This is a genomic window from Streptococcus cristatus ATCC 51100, from assembly GCF_011612585.1.
Lineage (GTDB): Bacteria > Bacillota > Bacilli > Lactobacillales > Streptococcaceae > Streptococcus > Streptococcus cristatus_H.
Genome location: NZ_CP050133.1, coordinates 1455304 through 1473032, shown reverse-complemented (window position 1 = coordinate 1473032; position 17729 = coordinate 1455304). Strand labels below are relative to the sequence as shown.

The 17729-nt window shown below is 43.3% G+C and carries 18 protein-coding genes and 1 pseudogene; 17 read left to right on the top strand and 2 right to left on the bottom strand.

The annotated features are described in order from the left end of the window. Nucleotides 1–364: 364 nt before the first annotated feature. Genes trpE through trpA form a run of 7 tightly spaced genes read left to right on the top strand, consistent with a single transcriptional unit; the run spans nucleotide 365 to nucleotide 6621 of the window. Nucleotides 365–1723, top strand: a complete 1359-nt coding sequence (trpE, locus tag HBA50_RS07320) for an anthranilate synthase component I (protein WP_045499044.1) — start codon at nucleotides 365–367, stop codon at nucleotides 1721–1723. After that, complete coding sequence (locus HBA50_RS07315; RefSeq protein ID WP_045499046.1) at nucleotides 1720–2283, top strand: aminodeoxychorismate/anthranilate synthase component II; 564 nt, start codon at nucleotides 1720–1722, stop codon at nucleotides 2281–2283. Before trpE ends, HBA50_RS07315 begins: the two co-directional genes overlap by 4 nt. A gap of 10 nt (nucleotides 2284–2293) precedes the next feature. Beyond that, a complete protein-coding gene (gene trpD / locus HBA50_RS07310; RefSeq protein WP_045499049.1) occupies nucleotides 2294–3298 on the top strand; it encodes an anthranilate phosphoribosyltransferase in 1005 nt (334 codons plus the stop codon). Further along, the gene (trpC, locus tag HBA50_RS07305; protein ID WP_045499051.1) at nucleotides 3295–4062 is read left to right on the top strand and encodes an indole-3-glycerol phosphate synthase TrpC; all 768 of its coding nucleotides are present in this window, start codon (nucleotides 3295–3297) and stop codon (nucleotides 4060–4062) included. Before trpD ends, trpC begins: the two co-directional genes overlap by 4 nt. Next, nucleotides 4049–4636: a phosphoribosylanthranilate isomerase gene (locus HBA50_RS07300; protein WP_045499054.1), complete on the top strand. Its 588-nt coding sequence runs from the start codon at nucleotides 4049–4051 to the stop codon at nucleotides 4634–4636. The genes trpC and HBA50_RS07300 overlap by 14 nt, the downstream gene beginning before the upstream one ends. After that, the gene (trpB, locus tag HBA50_RS07295) at nucleotides 4626–5849 is read left to right on the top strand and encodes a tryptophan synthase subunit beta (protein WP_045499057.1); all 1224 of its coding nucleotides are present in this window, start codon (nucleotides 4626–4628) and stop codon (nucleotides 5847–5849) included. Before HBA50_RS07300 ends, trpB begins: the two co-directional genes overlap by 11 nt. Continuing rightward, the gene (trpA, locus tag HBA50_RS07290) at nucleotides 5842–6621 is read left to right on the top strand and encodes a tryptophan synthase subunit alpha (RefSeq protein WP_045499060.1); all 780 of its coding nucleotides are present in this window, start codon (nucleotides 5842–5844) and stop codon (nucleotides 6619–6621) included. Before trpB ends, trpA begins: the two co-directional genes overlap by 8 nt. Here trpA and HBA50_RS07285 read toward each other — a convergent pair. Continuing rightward, entirely contained in the window at nucleotides 6590–7252 is a 663-nt protein-coding gene (locus tag HBA50_RS07285) for a prepilin peptidase (RefSeq protein ID WP_045499063.1), read from the bottom strand. The genes trpA and HBA50_RS07285 overlap by 32 nt on opposite strands. A gap of 166 nt (nucleotides 7253–7418) precedes the next feature. On the opposite strand from HBA50_RS07285, the gene HBA50_RS07280 reads away from it, so the two are divergent. The 4 genes and pseudogenes from HBA50_RS07280 to HBA50_RS07260 all read left to right on the top strand — a co-directional run. Continuing rightward, nucleotides 7419–7934, top strand: coding sequence for a Dps family protein (locus HBA50_RS07280; protein ID WP_045499066.1), 516 nt, complete (start codon nucleotides 7419–7421; stop codon nucleotides 7932–7934). A gap of 380 nt (nucleotides 7935–8314) precedes the next feature. Further along, nucleotides 8315–8533: a YqgQ family protein gene (locus tag HBA50_RS07270; RefSeq protein WP_045499069.1), complete on the top strand. Its 219-nt coding sequence runs from the start codon at nucleotides 8315–8317 to the stop codon at nucleotides 8531–8533. A 1-nt stretch (nucleotide 8534) separates the two neighbouring features. Further along, complete coding sequence (locus tag HBA50_RS07265; protein ID WP_045499072.1) at nucleotides 8535–8915, top strand: rhodanese-like domain-containing protein; 381 nt, start codon at nucleotides 8535–8537, stop codon at nucleotides 8913–8915. Between the two features lie 39 nt (nucleotides 8916–8954). Next, a pseudogene (locus HBA50_RS07260) lies at nucleotides 8955–9122 on the top strand (DUF4190 domain-containing protein); the annotation flags it as partial. A gap of 38 nt (nucleotides 9123–9160) precedes the next feature. Here the strand turns inward: HBA50_RS07260 and HBA50_RS07255 are convergent. Continuing rightward, a complete protein-coding gene (locus HBA50_RS07255) occupies nucleotides 9161–9883 on the bottom strand; it encodes a 16S rRNA pseudouridine(516) synthase (protein WP_045499074.1) in 723 nt (240 codons plus the stop codon). A gap of 195 nt (nucleotides 9884–10078) precedes the next feature. On the opposite strand from HBA50_RS07255, the gene typA reads away from it, so the two are divergent. The 6 genes from typA to ftsA all read left to right on the top strand — a co-directional run bounded on the left by typA (nucleotide 10079) and on the right by ftsA (nucleotide 17721). Next, nucleotides 10079–11926, top strand: coding sequence for a translational GTPase TypA (typA, locus tag HBA50_RS07250; RefSeq protein WP_005590809.1), 1848 nt, complete (start codon nucleotides 10079–10081; stop codon nucleotides 11924–11926). Between the two features lie 34 nt (nucleotides 11927–11960). Continuing rightward, nucleotides 11961–12227, top strand: coding sequence for a DUF3165 family protein (locus HBA50_RS07245; protein ID WP_045499076.1), 267 nt, complete (start codon nucleotides 11961–11963; stop codon nucleotides 12225–12227). A gap of 388 nt (nucleotides 12228–12615) precedes the next feature. Next, complete coding sequence (gene murD / locus HBA50_RS07240; RefSeq protein ID WP_045499079.1) at nucleotides 12616–13968, top strand: UDP-N-acetylmuramoyl-L-alanine--D-glutamate ligase; 1353 nt, start codon at nucleotides 12616–12618, stop codon at nucleotides 13966–13968. A gap of 1 nt (nucleotide 13969) precedes the next feature. Further along, nucleotides 13970–15040, top strand: a complete 1071-nt coding sequence (locus tag HBA50_RS07235; protein WP_045499082.1) for a UDP-N-acetylglucosamine--N-acetylmuramyl-(pentapeptide) pyrophosphoryl-undecaprenol N-acetylglucosamine transferase — start codon at nucleotides 13970–13972, stop codon at nucleotides 15038–15040. Further along, nucleotides 15037–16233, top strand: a complete 1197-nt coding sequence (locus HBA50_RS07230; RefSeq protein WP_045499085.1) for a cell division protein FtsQ/DivIB — start codon at nucleotides 15037–15039, stop codon at nucleotides 16231–16233. Before HBA50_RS07235 ends, HBA50_RS07230 begins: the two co-directional genes overlap by 4 nt. Nucleotides 16234–16356: 123 nt before the next feature. Further along, on the top strand, nucleotides 16357–17721 hold the full coding sequence (gene ftsA / locus HBA50_RS07225) for a cell division protein FtsA (protein WP_045499088.1): 1365 nt from the start codon (nucleotides 16357–16359) through the stop codon (nucleotides 17719–17721). Nucleotides 17722–17729: the final 8 nt, after the last annotated feature.

Below are 17729 nucleotides of genomic sequence, written 5' to 3'. Positions count from 1 at the left end.
GTAGTAATATCTCTCCTTTCAGAGAGTCTGTGGTTGCTGTAAACAGGCAGGAGAAGTTATGAAATGGGCTGTTGGAGTCAACATTTTGTCCTTTAGTTGAACTTTTATTACTTTGTTAGCTTACTTTGCCATGAGCCAGTATGCTTCCTCGTGCTAAAAGGGATCTAAATGACAGCAAATAGATAAATGAGATGTGGAGCATGAAAACTCCATAACTGAGGTGGCACCGCGATGACACGCCCTCACAGGATGAACTGTGTGGGCGTTTTTCTGTAGTCCTGGAGCTATCTGTTCTTGTGAAAAGCAGTCATAGCTAGCGAATTGCTCCTACCTATACCCTTCTGATTAAATAGAAAGAAAGATTATGCAAAAGATTTTACCAGCTGATATTTTATCGCCGATTCTGGCTTACATGCGGATTCAGGGCGACCACAAGGTGATTTTGGAAAGTATTCCGAGAGATAGTGAGACAGCCCGCTTTTCTATCCTAGCCTATAATCCAGTCTTTGAAGTCCGCTATGAAAATGGCCGGTTAACGAAGAATGGGCAAGTAATCGAGGCAGATCCCTTAGACTATCTGCACGAGTTAGCCGTAAAAAAAGATCATCATTCAGAACTGCCTTTTGGCGGTGGAGCCATCGGTTTTGTCGGCTATGATATGATTTCCCTCTATGAGGAGATTGGCCAGATTCCAGCTGATGTGATTGGGACGCCGGATATGCATTTTTTCGTCTATGAGAGTTACATGGTTTTTGACCATAAAAAAGACAAGGTCTATATACTTGAGGAGGCACTCTACAGTGATAGAAGCGAAGCAGAATTGGCTGCTAGTCTGGAGAGTATCATGACTGAGCTAGCGCAGCCGGCGGCAGATGAATTTTCACCGCTGGAACTGTCCAGTTTGAATTTCCAGAGCCATATCGAGCAGCCCGCTTTTGAAAAAATGGTGGAAGAAGCGCGCAGCTTGATTCGGCAGGGAGACATGTTCCAATGTGTGCTTAGTCAGCGCTTTTCAGCAGAGTATTCTGGTAAACCACTGGATTACTATCGCAATCTGCGCGTGACCAATCCTTCCAATTATCTCTACTTTTATGATTTTGGAGATTATCAGATTATCGGAGCCAGCCCGGAAAGTCTGGTGTCAGTCAAGCAGGGGCAGGTTACGACCAATCCTATTGCTGGGACCAGACCGCGTGGGAAGGATGAGAGAGAGGATAAAGCCTTGGCAGATGAGTTACTGGCTGACGAGAAGGAAGTGGCGGAGCACCGTATGTTAGTTGATTTGGGGCGTAATGATATTGGTAAAATTGCTCAGAATAATAGCGTGGAAGTCACTAAGTACATGGAAGTGGAGTATTTCCGCTATGTCATGCATCTGACCAGTGTAGTCCGTGGTCAGCTTTTGCCCCAACTGACAGCCATGGATGCGCTCAAGTCCACCCTGCCGGCCGGCACCGTTTCGGGTGCGCCTAAGATTCGAGCTATGAAACGCATTTATGAGCTAGAGCAGGAAAAACGTGGCGTTTATGCGGGGGCTATTGGCTATCTGTCTGCGACAGGGGATATGGATTTTGCCATTGCTATTCGGACCATGGTTTTGAAAAATGGCAGAGCTTATGTTCAAGCTGGAGCGGGTATTGTTTATGATTCGATCCCTACTAATGAATACCAAGAAACCATCAACAAGGCCAAATCAATGACCAAGATAGGAGAGATGCAATGATTTTATTGATTGATAATTATGATTCTTTTACTTACAATCTAGCCCAGTATATCGGCAATTTCGCAGAAGTTAAAGTCTTGCGAAATGATGATGCAGGCCTTTATCAAGCGGCAGAAGAAGCGGATGCCTTGGTGCTGTCTCCAGGTCCAGGCTGGCCAGCAGATGCAGGACGGATGGAAGAACTTATTCGCGATTTTGCTGGTAAGAAGCCGATTTTGGGGATTTGCTTAGGGCACCAAGCCATTGCAGAAGTATTTGGCGGAAAGTTAGGTTTGGCTCCCAAAGTCATGCACGGCAAGCAAAGTATTCTGCGCTTTGAGGGCAAATCTTCTATCTATCAAGGGATAGAGGATGGACAGCCAGTTATGCGTTATCATTCGATTTTGATTGAGGAGATGCCAGGGGACTTTGAAGTGACGGCTCGGGCAGTTGATGACAATTCGATCATGGCTATCCAGCACAAGAGTCTGCCTATTTATGGTTTTCAGTATCATCCAGAAAGTATTGGCACGCCGGACGGCTTGTCGTCCATCAAAAATTTCATCGACTTAGTAAAATAGGGGAAGAATTATGAAAGAAATTATTGCAAAACTAGCAGATTTTAAGGATTTAAGCAGCTCCGAAGTGTCAGATGTGCTAGAGCGCATCGTTACTAGAAGAGTAACAGAAACACAAATTGCAGCCTTTTTGCTGGCTCTCAAGATGAAAGGGGAAACAGTAGAGGAACGGACAGCCTTGGCTCAGGCTATGCGAGGCCATACTCCGCAGATCCCTACTACAATCCGCACAGCCATGGACAATTGTGGAACTGGTGGTGACAAATCATTTAGTTTTAATGTTTCGACCACAGCGGCCTTCGTATTAGCAGGTGGTGGGATCAAGATGGCTAAGCACGGCAATCGATCCATTACCTCTAAATCAGGATCGGCTGATGTTTTAGAAGCTTTAGGGATTAACCTAAACATGGATACAGCCAGCTTGGGTAAGGTCTTTGATCAGACGGGAATAGTCTTTCTTTTTGCTAAAAACCTTCATCCAGCTATGAAATATATCATGCCAGCTCGTCTCAGTCTAGGTGTTCCCACTATCATGAACCTGACTGGGCCGCTCATTCATCCGATGGTTCTAGAAACCCAGCTTTTGGGCACCAGTCGACCGGATATGCTGGAGAGCACGGCAGAAGTTTTGAAAAATATGGGCCGCAAGCGTGCAGTGGTCGTGTCGGGGCCAGATGGTCTGGATGAGGCCGGTCTTCATGGTCGTACCCAGTACGCTTTGCTGGCAGATGGGGAGATCAGCCTGCATAGCTTTCTACCGTCAGATATTGGCATGGAAGAAATTCCTCTTGAAGCAATTCGTGGAGGTAATGCCAAAGAAAATGCAGATATTCTGGTATCTGTCCTGCAAAATCAAGCCAGCCCTTATCTGGAAATGACAGTTCTGAACGCAGGTATAGGCTTCTATGCTAATGGGAAATCAGACAGCATAGAAGAAGGAATAGCTTTGGCTCGCCAAGTGATTGCCAGTGGAGCAGCCTATGAAAAACTCAAGCAACTACAGGAGTATCAGAAATGAGTAAAGAATTTCTCCCGACCATTCTAAAGCAAAAAGAGCAGGAAGTCGCAGCTATGTCCTATGAAGAGCTGCAACCACTGCGCTCGACCTATTCCCTCTATGAGTATCTCAAAAGCCAGTCCAAAGAGCTGCAGCTGATTGCTGAGGTCAAAAAAGCCAGCCCCAGTCTGGGAGATATAAATCTTGCTGTGGATATTGTGGAGCAGGCTCGCACCTATGAACGATGCGGTGCAGCCATGATTTCGGTTCTGACAGATGAGATTTTCTTCAAAGGACATCTGGATTACCTGAGAGAGATTTCCACTCAAGTGACCATTCCAACCCTCAATAAGGACTTTATCATTGATGAGAAGCAGATTGTTCGCGCTCGTAATGCAGGAGCGACAGTTATTCTTCTGATTGTGGCTGCCTTGTCTGAAAAGCGGCTGCAAGAACTCTATGATTTTGCTACAGGTTTAGGTTTGGAAATTTTGGTCGAAACCCATAATCTGGCGGAGCTGGAAATTGCCCATAGAATAGGAGCACAGATAATCGGTGTTAATAACCGCAATCTAGTTACTTTTGAGACAGATATCAATACAAGTCTTCAGCTATCTGCCCATTTCAAAGATGACAGGGTTTACGTATCTGAGTCCGCTATTTTCAGCAAGGAAGATGCTGAACTAGTAGCTCCTTATTTCCATGCGATTTTAGTCGGAACAGCCCTGATGCAGGCTGAGAATGTGGCAGAAAAAATCAAGGAGCTGAAAATTGACAAAGGTTAAGATTTGCGGCTTATCAACGGCCAGTGCTGTGGAGACGGCATGCCGGGCTGGTGCGGATTATATTGGCTTTGTCTTTGCTGAAAGCCGTCGGAGAGTTAGTTTGGAGCAAGCTCAGAAGCTAGCTGCCTTGGTGCCGCCTGCTGTCCGGAAGGTAGGAGTTTTTGTCTCTCCGAGCTTGGCAGAGCTGCGGGAAGCTATTTCGGTGACAAATCTGGATTTGGTGCAGATTCATGGCGATTTTGATGAGGAGCTTCTGCCTCAGATTGGCCGGCCGGTTATTCGAGCTTATCAGGTCAAAGGAGCATTAAAAGGAGTCAGCCAACAAGCGGACTACCTGCTCTTTGATGCACCACTTGCTGGTAGTGGTCAGACCTTTGACTGGCAAGTTTTTGACAAGAATCAAATCCACCAGCCCTTCTTTATCGCCGGTGGTTTGAATGCAGGAAATGTCCGAGAAGCTATTCAGCACTTCGCCCCTTACGCAGTTGATGTCTCAAGCGGGGTCGAGACTGACGGCAAGAAGGACTTAGAGAAGATAAAAGAATTTATAGAAAGAGTGAAAGATGGCATATAATCAACCCAATCAAGAAGGATTTTACGGTGAGTTTGGCGGACGCTTTGTTCCCGAAACGCTGATGACAGCAGTTTTGGAGCTGGATAAAGCCTACCGTGAGAGTAAAAAAGACCCAACCTTTCAGGCAGAGCTGGATGAGTTGCTGAAGCAGTATGTAGGGCGAGAAAATCCTCTCTATTTTGCAAAAAATCTGACAGCCTATGCTGGCGGTGCTAAGATTTATCTGAAGCGGGAAGACCTCAACCATACCGGGGCCCACAAAATCAATAATGCTCTAGGCCAGGTCCTGCTAGCTAAGAGAATGGGCAAGAAGAAAATTATTGCCGAGACTGGTGCAGGTCAGCACGGGGTAGCTACAGCCACCGCTGCAGCCCTTTTCAACATGGACTGTACCATTTACATGGGCGAAGAAGATGTCAAGCGCCAAGCCCTCAATGTCTTTCGGATGGAACTTCTGGGAGCTAAGGTGGAGTCAGTGACCGATGGTTCTAGAGTCCTCAAGGATGCAGTCAATGCTGCCTTGCGAGCTTGGGTGGCTCAGGTTGATGATACTCACTATATTATGGGTTCAGCTTTGGGACCCCATCCTTTCCCAGAGATTGTCCGTGACTACCAGAGCGTGATTGGGCGTGAGGCCAAGCGCCAGTTTGCTGAGCAAAATGCAGGTGCCTTGCCAGATGCTTTAGTGGCCTGTGTTGGCGGTGGCTCCAATGCTATTGGACTCTTTTATCCCTTTGTAGACGATAGCACAGTTGCCATGTATGGAACAGAAGCGGCTGGGCGAGGCATCGATACAGATGAACACGCTGCGACCTTAACCAAGGGCCGGCCAGGTGTTTTACACGGTGCCTTGATGGATGTCCTGCAGGATGAGCAAGGGCAGATTCTGGAAGCTTTCTCTATCTCTGCCGGGCTAGACTATCCGGGCATCGGTCCTGAACATTCTCATTTTAATGCTATCAAACGTGCCACTTATGTGCCAGTCACAGACGAAGAAGCCTTGGAAGCCTTCCAGCTCCTGTCTCGCATTGAAGGAATTATCCCTGCTCTAGAGTCTAGTCACGCTATTGCTTACGCAGTTAAGCTGGCTAAGGAGTTGGGGCCAGATAAATCAATGATTGTCTGCCTATCCGGCCGTGGTGACAAGGATGTCGTTCAGGTAAAGGAACGCTTGGAAAAAGAAGCGGCTCAAAAAGGAGGTGCCCATGACTAAAACACTCACTCAGCATTTAGAAGCCATCAAAAAAGCAGGAAAGGGGATTTTCCTTCCATATATCATGGCTGGTGATCACGAGAAAGGTTTAGCCGGATTAGCAGAAACTATCGTATTTTTGGAAAACTTGGGTGTGTCAGCCATTGAAATCGGTCTGCCATTTTCAGATCCTGTTGCAGATGGGCCAGTGATTGAAGAAGCCGGTCTGAGAAGTCTGGGTCACCATACTTCGGCCAAGTCTTTAATCGCAAGCTTGCAGAAGTTGGACACTCAGCTGCCTCTTATCATCATGACCTACTTCAATCCCATTTTCCAGTACGGCCTCAAAGATTTCGTCAAGGACCTAGCTACGACACCGGTTAAAGGATTGATTATTCCGGATTTGCCCTACGAGCACAGAAATTTCATATTGCCTTTACTGGAAGATTCAGATCTTGCTCTGATTCCTTTAGTGAGCCTGACGACTGGACTAGAACGTCAGCAGGAGCTGATCAAGGAAGCTGAGGGTTTTATCTACGCTGTAGCCATCAATGGTGTGACAGGTAAGAGCGGCAGCTACCGCAATGATTTGGACCAGCATTTGAGCAAACTCCGTGATATTGCAGAGATTCCAGTGCTGACGGGCTTTGGAGTTTCGACTTTAGAGGATGTTGACCGCTTCAATCAAGTCTCAGATGGAGTCATTGTCGGATCTAAGATTGTCAAAGCTCTTCATGAAAAGGATGCCAGCATAGCAGCCTTTATCCAAGAAGCAGCAGCTTATAAGAAATAATCACCACCACACCAAACAAAAGACAGGGTACAAATGCTAGCCTGTCTTTTTTCTTTTTAAAGCAGAAACAGGCGAGGCCAGAGAAGCTAGCTATTTGGATAAGAATGAGAATCTCTGTTAGGCTGAAAATAGCAGAGCAGGAAGCTAGAAAGAGAAAGTCGCCAGCTCCAATACGAAGATTAAAAAAGAAGGCTAGAAGTCCCAAGGTTAAAAAGAAGAGCATGAGCGGATTGATGCCCGCTGTCGCCATCAGCAAAAACTGAAAGATTAGCCAGACCAGAAGGGGGTATTCTTGCTCGCGCTGATCGTAGATGGCCAAGGTCAAGCCCATAGTTAGCAGTAAGAGCTGGGCTAGCGGAAGATAGCCTAAACTCCAGCTTAGAAAAAGTAAGCCCAGCACTAACTCAAAAGCAGCATACCAGATAGGAAGGCGGATCTTGCAGAAACGGCAACGGAAGCCATTAAGAAGCTGAGAAAGGATAGGAATCAAATCCCGTGCTTTGAGCATCTGCTTGCAGTTGTCACAGTGACTGCTTGGAGAGATGATGGACTGTGCAGGGAAGCGGTCAATGACCAAGCCTAGAAATGAGGCTAAAATCGTTCCGACCAGAAAAAAGTATAGATGTATCATACTTATTTATTCGTGATTTTGAGCAGAAAAATTTTGAAATTTTACAACTTTTCTAATAAAGTGAAATTTTGAGTTTTAAGGCTTGACTTTCTTAATTAGAAGCATTATAATTAAAACATAATCAATAAAGATTAGAATAATTATAAATAAAAAGAGAGGTATCATTATGACTCAAGTAAAACATGGCGCTGCAGCAGACGTAGCAACTTTCACTAACCAAAATTCTTTACCAAAAACCAAAGCAGTTCTTAACCAAGTGGTTTCAGATCTTTATACAGCTCGTATCGCTCTTCACCAAGTTCACTGGTATATGCGTGGTGCAGGCTTCATGGTATGGCATCCAAAAATGGACGAATACATGGATACAATTGATGGAACATTGGATGAAGTCAGCGAACGCTTGATTACTCTAGGTGGCAAGCCTTATTCAACTCTGACAGAGTTTATCCAACACAGCAAAATTGAAGAAAGGGCTGGCGAATTCAGCAAGAATGTTGAAGAAAGCTTGGAGCGCGTGATTGAAATCTTCCGTTATCTGACAGATCTTTATCAAGAAGCTCTGGATGTGACGGATGAAGAAGACGACGATGTGACCAACGATATCTTCGTTGGAGCTAAGGCAGACCTTGAAAAGACGATCTGGATGTTGACAGCTGAGCTTGGCCAAGCACCAGGTTTGTAAAATGATGTTTAAAGAGGCTGGGACAAAAGTCCTAGCCTCTCAATTGTCTTTGGATTGTCGAGCAAGACGCAGTGGTTGAGTGGGCTCTACTACGCTGATTTCATCAGCTTTTACAGCCCTACTCAACTGTGCGGAGGTGGGACGACGAAATCGAATTCTAACGAATTACCGATTTCTGTCCCACTCTCTGTTTTTTCTTAAGGATTGTTTAAGCTTCTTCCTTTATACTAAGATTATCAAATGAAGACCTCCTAACTTTGTTTGATAGAACTCCTAAACTTTTCTTTTTCATAATAATCTCCGGAAAAGGCAGCCTATGTGGCTGTCTTTTCTGTTTTGTCATCTTGAAAACTTTGCTAAAATCTGATAAAATATAGCTCATGAAAACACTCTATGATGTGCAGCAATTTCTTAAAAATTTCGGGATCATTATCTATATGGGCAAGCGTCTTTATGATATTGAGATGATGAAAATTGAGCTGGAGCGGATTTACGATGCTGGCCTGATGGATAAGCTTGATTATCTGGCGGCTGAGGCGGTTCTTCGCAGAGAACATCAAGTAGAGTTGAAGTATTTAGAAGATAAAGGGAGAAACTAGAATGGGAATTTGGACTTTATGGGCAATTTTGCTGGGAATGTTGGCTTGGATGGGCTTCAATTATTTCCGTATTCGTCGTGCAGCTAAAGTAGTAGATAATAGTGAGTTTGAAGCTTTGATTCGTCAGGGACAATTGATTGACTTGCGTGATCCATCGGATTTCCATCGCAAGCATATCTTGGGGGCGCGCAATATTCCGTCCCAACAGCTCAAGTCTAGTATCAATGCGCTTCGCAAAGACAAACCAGTTCTTCTTTATGAAAATAGCCGTGGGCAACGTGTGACCAATGCGGCAATCTACTTGAAGAAGCAAGGCTTTAATGATATTTATATCCTGTCTTACGGTCTTGATTCTTGGAGCGGCAAGGTAAAGACAAGCTGATTCTTTGTAAAAATATATACAAAGCTGACTACTTATAATTTAATTGGCCTTGTTTTAGGTATTATCGGTCTGGTTTTGGGCAATTCTCATCAAAAAGAAACTCAATTAGATTATAAAATAGAAAGAATTCTTAATATCATCGGTATTGTCATCTCTGTCATCAACTGGAATGCAGGAATTCTTCTGACTATGAATGGATTTATGTAATAAATAATAAAAAGGCTTGAATAAGCCTTTTTATTTTATCAGGTTTGTTTCAAATAGCCTTTGATAATCTCGAGTTCGGAAGGATTCAGTGGTCGATAACTGCCCTCTGCTAGATTGGGATCCAGCTGAAAATCACCGAAATGAGTGCGTTTGAGATAGGTAACCTTGACACCAACTGCTAGAAACATTTTCTTGACCTGATGAAATTTTCCTTCAGAAATGGTAACTGAGGCGGTGGAGTGCTCGAGGCTAGTCGAGTGAATCTGAAGTTGGGCGGGTTTGCAACGGGTGCCATCCAGAAAAACAATTCCTTGCTGAAAAGCGATTGTGGCTTCTTGGTCAAGAGGACCGTTGACTTCGACATAGTAGGTCTTTGCAATATGGTATTGTGGATGGAGGAGTTGAAATCCCAGTGGTCCATTATCTGTAATAAGGAGAAGGCCACGTGTGTCGCGATCCAAACGGCCGATGGCGTAAAGTTGGTCATTAAAATCTTCTGGGGCAATTAGCTCTAGGACAGTCAGCTTGTCTGCGTCAGAATTGGCAGTGACAGCACCAGCGGGCTTGTTCATCAGAAAATAACGATGGGCTAGGTGGTTTAAAGTTTTACCAGCCAGGCTAATGGATTGGAGGCCACTATCGACATTTTGACTGAGAGAGCGAGCTGCTTGGCCGTCAATTATAATCTGCCTTAGTCGCAGTTTTTGTTTCATCTCTTTCCGGCTAATCTTAGCTAGGGCTAAGAATTTATCAAGGCGCATGAGTTTTCCTTTCAAAGGTTTGGATCGATTCTTTTTTTTCTTTTTATCATACACTTTCGGAAGTAAAATTGCAAAAATGACTACAGTTTACGATTTACCTATGAAAACATTTACACTTGGTTAGCCCGTGTTTTTTGGAAAAAACTGTGTTATAATTTTTAGTTAGAAATAAAAATTTAAATATTAGAGGAAATCATGACAAAATTAAGAGAAGATATCCGTAACATTGCGATTATCGCCCACGTTGACCACGGTAAAACAACCCTCGTTGACGAATTATTGAAGCAGTCTGAAACTCTTGATGCTCGTACTGAATTGGCAGAGCGTGCTATGGACTCAAACGATATCGAAAAAGAGCGTGGAATTACCATCCTTGCTAAAAATACAGCTGTTGCTTACAATGGAACTCGTATCAATATCATGGACACACCAGGACACGCGGACTTCGGTGGAGAAGTTGAGCGTATCATGAAAATGGTTGACGGTGTTGTTTTGGTCGTAGATGCCTACGAAGGAACCATGCCACAAACTCGTTTCGTATTGAAAAAAGCCTTGGAACAAGACCTTGTCCCAATCGTGGTTGTCAACAAAATCGACAAACCATCAGCTCGTCCAGCAGAAGTAGTGGATGAAGTTTTGGAACTCTTCATCGAGCTTGGTGCAGATGATGATCAGCTTGATTTCCCAGTTGTTTATGCTTCAGCTATCAACGGAACTTCTTCACTTTCTGACGATCCTGCTGATCAAGAAAAAACAATGGCACCAATCTTTGATACCATCATTGACCATATTCCAGCTCCAGTCGACAATTCAGATGAGCCTTTGCAGTTCCAAGTGTCACTTTTGGACTACAATGACTTCGTAGGTCGTATCGGTATCGGACGTGTCTTCCGTGGTAGTGTGAAAGTTGGAGACCAAGTTACCCTTTCTAAACTAGATGGTACAACGAAGAACTTCCGTGTTACAAAACTTTTCGGTTTCTTTGGTTTGGAACGTCGTGAAATCCAAGAAGCTAAAGCAGGTGACTTGATTGCCGTTTCTGGTATGGAAGACATCTTTGTCGGTGAAACCATTACTCCGACAGACGCAGTTGAAGCTCTTCCAATCCTACACATCGATGAGCCAACTCTTCAAATGACTTTCTTGGTCAACAACTCACCATTTGCTGGTCGCGAAGGAAAATGGGTAACGTCTCGTAAGGTTGAAGAACGCTTGCAAGCAGAATTGCAAACAGACGTTTCCCTTCGTGTGGATCCAACAGATTCACCAGATAAGTGGACCGTTTCAGGTCGTGGAGAATTGCACTTGTCAATCCTGATCGAAACCATGCGTCGTGAGGGTTATGAGCTTCAAGTATCTCGTCCAGAGGTTATTGTAAAAGAGATTGATGGTGTTAAATGCGAGCCATTTGAACGTGTTCAAATCGATACTCCAGAAGAATACCAAGGATCTGTTATCCAAAGCCTTTCTGAACGTAAGGGTGAAATGTTGGATATGATTTCAACTGGTAATGGTCAAACTCGTTTGGTCTTCCTTGTTCCAGCGCGTGGTTTGATCGGATACTCAACTGAGTTCTTGTCAATGACTCGTGGTTACGGTATCATGAACCATACCTTTGACCAATACTTGCCATTGATCCCAGGGGAAATTGGTGGACGTCACCGTGGTGCCCTTGTTTCTATTGACGCTGGTAAGGCTACAACATACTCTATCATGTCTATCGAAGAACGTGGTACTATCTTTGTTAACCCAGGTACTGAGGTTTACGAAGGGATGATCATTGGTGAAAACTCTCGTGAAAACGACTTAACAGTGAACATCACCAAGGCCAAACAAATGACCAACGTTCGTTCAGCTACCAAGGACCAGACAGCAGTTATCAAGACACCTCGTATCTTAACCCTTGAAGAGTCACTTGAGTTCTTGAACGACGATGAGTACATGGAAGTAACACCAGAGTCTATCCGTTTGCGTAAACAAATCTTGAACAAGCAAGAACGTGAAAAAGCTAATAAAAACAAGAAAAAACAAGCAGCAGAATAAATCATTGAGTTGACTGGTGGTAGAAAGGAGCAGCATGATTTACCTGATTATTGGAATATTAATCCTGCTTTTCTATGTATTTGCCATTCCAACTAGTATTAAGGGAACGCTGAATGTCTTGACATTTGTACTTTTGCTGGTTGCCTTGATCATTTTGCTTGCTTTGGCAATTTTTCAAATTTTTAAATTACCTGGAGAATTATTTGTGAGTATCTTTTTGATTATTATTACAGTGTGGGCCTTGATGGACATCGAGCGTCTAGTACCATCTCAGAAATCAAAAGAAACTTTAAACTCATAAACTATAAGGAAGGAATTAGGATTTCAAAGGTCGTGTAGACTTTCGGTAGCCTAATTCCTTTTGTTTATCTAAAGCGAGATTCTTCGATGATGGTTTTGATTGAGTAGAAAGATAATACAGATACCGATGTTTTTTCGTTTAGCGAGAGCCTAATTCTTTTGAATTCTGTTCACCATCAGTGAGTAGGTCAGGTTTGATAAGTCACTGGCAATTAAATGTTTTGAATAGTCACTGCTTGTATAAATAGGTTTTTCAAAGGTTTCAAATAGAATAATATTTCTTCTTATTTATTAAAAGCTGATAACAGTTAAAATAAAAGCCTGATATGACTTTTTTATTTTCGCAAAAAAAGGTAAAATAGAAGGTAGTATGAATGAAGAGGTACATGATGAAGACTATTTCAAAATTTGCCAATAAGAAAGTTTTGGTGTTGGGTTTAGCTAAATCAGGGGAGTCAGCTGCCCGTCTTTTGGATAAACTGGGAGCGATTGTGACGGTCAATGATGGGAAACCTTTCGAAGAAAATCCAGCAGCCCAATCTTTGCTAGAAGAAGGAATTAAAGTCGTGACAGGTGGTCATCCTCTGGAACTGTTGGATGAAGATTTTGAATGGATGGTGAAAAATCCGGGCATTCCTTACAATAATCCTATGGTCATGAGGGCTTTGGAAAAGAAGATTCCTGTTATTACTGAAGTCGAGCTGGCCTATCTGATTTCGGATGCACCGATTATTGGGATTACTGGCTCAAATGGAAAAACGACTACGACAACCATGATTGCGGAAGTGCTAACAGCAGGCGGACAAAATGGCCTCTTGTCAGGAAATATCGGATTTCCAGCTAGTCAAGTTGCTCAAGATGCGGGTGAAACAGATACTCTGGTCATGGAACTTTCTTCTTTCCAACTGATGGGAATCGAAGCCTTCCATCCAGAAATAGCAGTGATTACAAATCTGATGCCGACGCATCTGGACTATCACGGCTCTTTTGAGGAATATGTGGCAGCCAAGTGGAATATCCAAAAAAATATGACAGCTTCTGACTATGTCATTTTAAATTACAATCAAGATTTGGCCAAAGAATTAGCTAAGAAAACGGCAGCCCAGGTGATTCCTTTTTCAAGCCAAGAACAGGTCGATGGAGCTTACTTGGACGGCGATGTGCTGACTTTCCGTGGGGAAGCCATTATGAAAGCTTCTGAACTAGGCGTGCCTGGTAGCCACAATGTAGAAAATGCTCTAGCAACCATTGCAGTAGCCAAACTGCGCGGGATTGACAATCAAGTTATTAGAGAAACTCTGGCTCATTTTGGTGGTGTCAAGCATCGTCTCCAGTATGTGGGCGAAATCAATCAAGTCAAATTTTACAATGACAGTAAATCGACTAATATTTTAGCGACTCAAAAGGCTTTGTCAGGCTTTGACAATAGCAAGGTCATTCTGATTGCTGGTGGTCTGGATCGTGGCAATGAATTTGATGAATTGGTGCCAGATATCAAGGACCTGAAAAAGATGGTAATTTTGGGAGAATCGGCTGCGCGTGTTAAGCGGGCTGCGGATCAGGCAGAAGTAAGCTATCTGGATGCTTCAGATATCAGAGATGCTACTCGTAAAGCCTTTTCTGTGGCGGAGCCTGGGGATATTGTCCTTCTTAGTCCAGCCAATGCTAGTTGGGATATGTATAAGAATTTTGAAGTGCGGGGCGATGAGTTCCTTGCCGTGTTTAAAGAATTAAAGGGATAAAATGAAAAAAATAGTATTTACAGGCGGAGGGACGGTTGGCCATGTGACCCTCAATCTTTTGCTGATGCCTAAATTTATCGAGGAGGGCTGGGAAGTCCATTATATCGGTGACCGCCATGGGATTGAGTACAAGGAAATTCAAAAATCAGGTCTACCTGTTGTTTTCCACTCGATTGCAACTGGGAAGCTCCGTCGCTATTTTTCTTGGCAGAATCTCTGGGATGTTTTTAAAGTGGCAGGTGGCATTCTCCAGTCGCTGGGCATCATGTTAAAAGTCCGTCCCAAAGCCCTATTTTCAAAAGGAGGCTTTGTATCTGTTCCGCCAGTGATTGCTGCGAAGGTGACGGGCGTTCCAGTCTTTATCCATGAGTCTGATTTGTCGCTTGGTTTGGCTAATAAAATTGGTTATAAATGCGCGACAAAGATGTTCACGACTTTTGAGCAGGCAGAAGGACTGAGCAAGGCTGAACATGTTGGAGCGGTGACCAAGATTGCGGCCCTCCCTCAAACAGAACCAGCTGAGATTGAGAAAATTAAGGCTCATTTCACAGAAGGAAAACCTACCTTGCTCTTTGTCGGTGGCTCAGGAGGAGCGAAAGTCTTCAATGATTTTATTACAAAAAACAAGGATCGCTTGATTGAAAAATATAATATTATCAATCTGACGGGCGATGCTAGCTTGGATGAACTTTCCCACCGTATCTATCGGGTATCCTATGTGACAGATCTGTATCAGCCACTGATGGCTATGGCAGATGTCGTCGTGACACGAGGCGGTTCCAATACCATCTTTGAATTACTGGCGATGAAGAAGTTGCAAGTGATTGTACCTTTGGGGCTTGGGGCAAGTCGAGGAGATCAGATTGAAAATGCCAACTACTTCTTGGAAAAAGGCTATGCGCTTAAAATCAATGAAGAAAACTTGAATCGGGTTAATCTCCAAGTAGCAGTGGATGATTTACTAAGAGAAAAGGATGCTTACTATCAACGAATGGGAAAAGCACCTGAATTAAAATCGGTAGATGATTTTTATGAAATTTTGAAGCAAGATATTAACAAAGGGAAAAAATGAAAAAAAGCAAGGAAGATAAGCAAGAAACTGCTCAACTTTCTCTTTCTGAATGGCAAGTCAGAAACAAAGAGTACCTTGAGAAAAAAGCTCAAGAAAAGGCAAAAAAGCAAGCTGAGTTAGAGAAAAAGAGAGCTGAACTAGAGCAGAAAAAAGAAGAAATGAAGGCGGAACTGGAAAATCAGGAGCCTTCTAACGAAGAAGATACTGTCTCCGAAGAAATTGACACAGACTCTCCTACAAGTGAGGAAGAAGATGCAGTTCAAGATTCTGAAAGTGAGTCTGAAGTTGAGGAGCAAGATGAAGCTGAAGCTCAGGATCAAGAGCTAGATGAAGAAGAAATAGAGCAGCTTGAGCCTCCGAAAGTTCCAATTGAGAAAATCCATTGGTATCGAGCTTTGCCAGTTTTAGTGACAAGTTCTCTAATCTTCTTAGTTTCCCTTTATTTCCTCACACCGCTTGCAACTATGAAGACCATTGAATTTACAGGAAACAAGGTAGTGAGTCAGGAGGAGCTAAGAAGCAGTAGCAAAATCGATCAGCGCGATTACACTGTCACTGTTTACAAAAATCGCCATCATTACGAGAAAAATCTGAAAGCTTCCAGCCCTTGGATTGAAAATGTAGAGATGACCTATCAATTTCCGCTGACTTTCAAAATCGATGTTCAGGAATATGGCATTTTAGGTTATTTGCAGAAAGATTCTAAGTATTATCCTATTTTAACGAGTGGAGAATACGTAAAAAATGAGGTTGCGGCTGATGCCTTGCCGGAGGAGCGGATGGATGTGACCTTTTCGGATGCAGGTTTGATCAAGGAATTCGTTCAACAACTGAAGAATGTTCCCGATTCAGTCAAAAAGAGCATTAGAAAAGTTGATTTAACTCCTAGCAAGGTGACAGAGGATTTAGTGACTATCACCATGTCTGATGAGCACCAAATTTTAGTTCCAATTTCTCATATTGCTAAGAAACTTCCCTACTATGAAGGAATTCATCCTCAGTTGGAAGTGCCAAGCGTGGTTGATATGGAGGCTGGTATTTTTAGCTACGCGCAAGGCACAGAAAATGAAGCTATCCATGAAGCTAGTAACGATGCGCAAGATACAGAATCTTCAACTCAACATGCAGAGCAATCTACCGAGCATTCTGCTCAATCTCAGGCAGAAAAGCCAGAGATTTCTGAAAATAACTAATTATTATAGATAAAAAACTGCGCCAATTTCGTATTTTTATGATATAATAAGGTTTGGATAACCCTATTTTCTAGAGTTATTTGTATTAGAATGGAAACGTGGAAGACAGAGAGGACTGATGTAATGGCTAGAGATGGCTTTTTTACTGGATTAGATATAGGAAGTAGCACAATTAAAGTGTTGGTGGCAGAGCACATCAATGGTGAAATGAATGTTATTGGAGTCAGCAATGCAAAGAGTGCTGGCGTTAAAGATGGGATTATTGTCGATATTGAAGCAGCAGCAGCGGCTATTAAGTCAGCAATTTCTCAAGCAGAGGAAAAAGCGGGGATTTCAATTGGACTAGTGAATGTTGGCTTGCCTGCAAATTTACTGCAGATTGAGCCAACTCAAGGAATGATTCCTGTGACTAGTGACTCCAAAGAAATTACCGATGAAGATGTCGAGAGCGTTGTAAGATCTGCCTTGACCAAGAGCATGACTCCTGACCGTGAAGTAATTACCTTCATCCCAGAAGAGTTTGTTGTTGATGGCTTCCAAGGAATCCGTGATCCTCGTGGTATGATGGGGATTCGCCTAGAAATGCGCGGCCTACTCTACACTGGTCCTCGTACAATCCTGCATAATCTCCGTAAGACAGTAGAGCGTGCAGGAGTGAAATTGGAGAATATCATTATTTCTCCTTTAGCGATGACAAAATCCATCTTGAACGAAGGAGAACGGGAGTTTGGCGCGACAGTCATTGATATGGGTGGCGGACAAACTACAGTTGCTTCTGTAAAAAATCAAGAATTACAATTTACCAATATCTATCAAGAAGGCGGCGACTATGTCACAAAAGACATTTCAAAAGTCTTGAAAACTTCTCAGAAATTGGCAGAAAGCTTGAAGTTTAACTATGGTGTAGCTTATGTACCATTTGCAGGCACAGAATCTTTCCCAGTTGAAGTTATCGGGGAAGTTAATCCAGTTGAAATCACAGAAACCTATCTAGCTGAAATCATCTCTGCTCGTATCAAACATGTTTTTGAACAAATCAAGCAAGATTTAGATAGAAGACACGTGTTAGATCTTCCTGGTGGTATTGTCATCGTTGGTGGTGGAGCAATCTTGCCTGGCGTTGTAGAATTAGCTCAGGAAGTATTTGGCGTTCACGCTAAATTATATGTACCAAATCAAATCGGTATCCGTAATCCAGCTTTTGCCCACGTGATTAGTCTTTCAGAGTATGCTGGCAATCTGACCGAAGTGGATCGAATTGCACAAGCTGCTGTTCGTGGAGACGAGCAGTTGCGTCATCAAGCAACTAGCTTTGAACGTCCAAGTTATAGAGTACCTCGCTTTGATCATCAGTCAGTTGAACCAGTTCAACCAGTTCAAGAGGTGGAACCAGAAATTGCACCGCTTAGAAATGAAGAACCACAAGAGGAACCAAAAGCTAGTCTTACAGATAAGATGCGCAATTTAATTGGTAATATGTTTGAGTAAGGAGAATA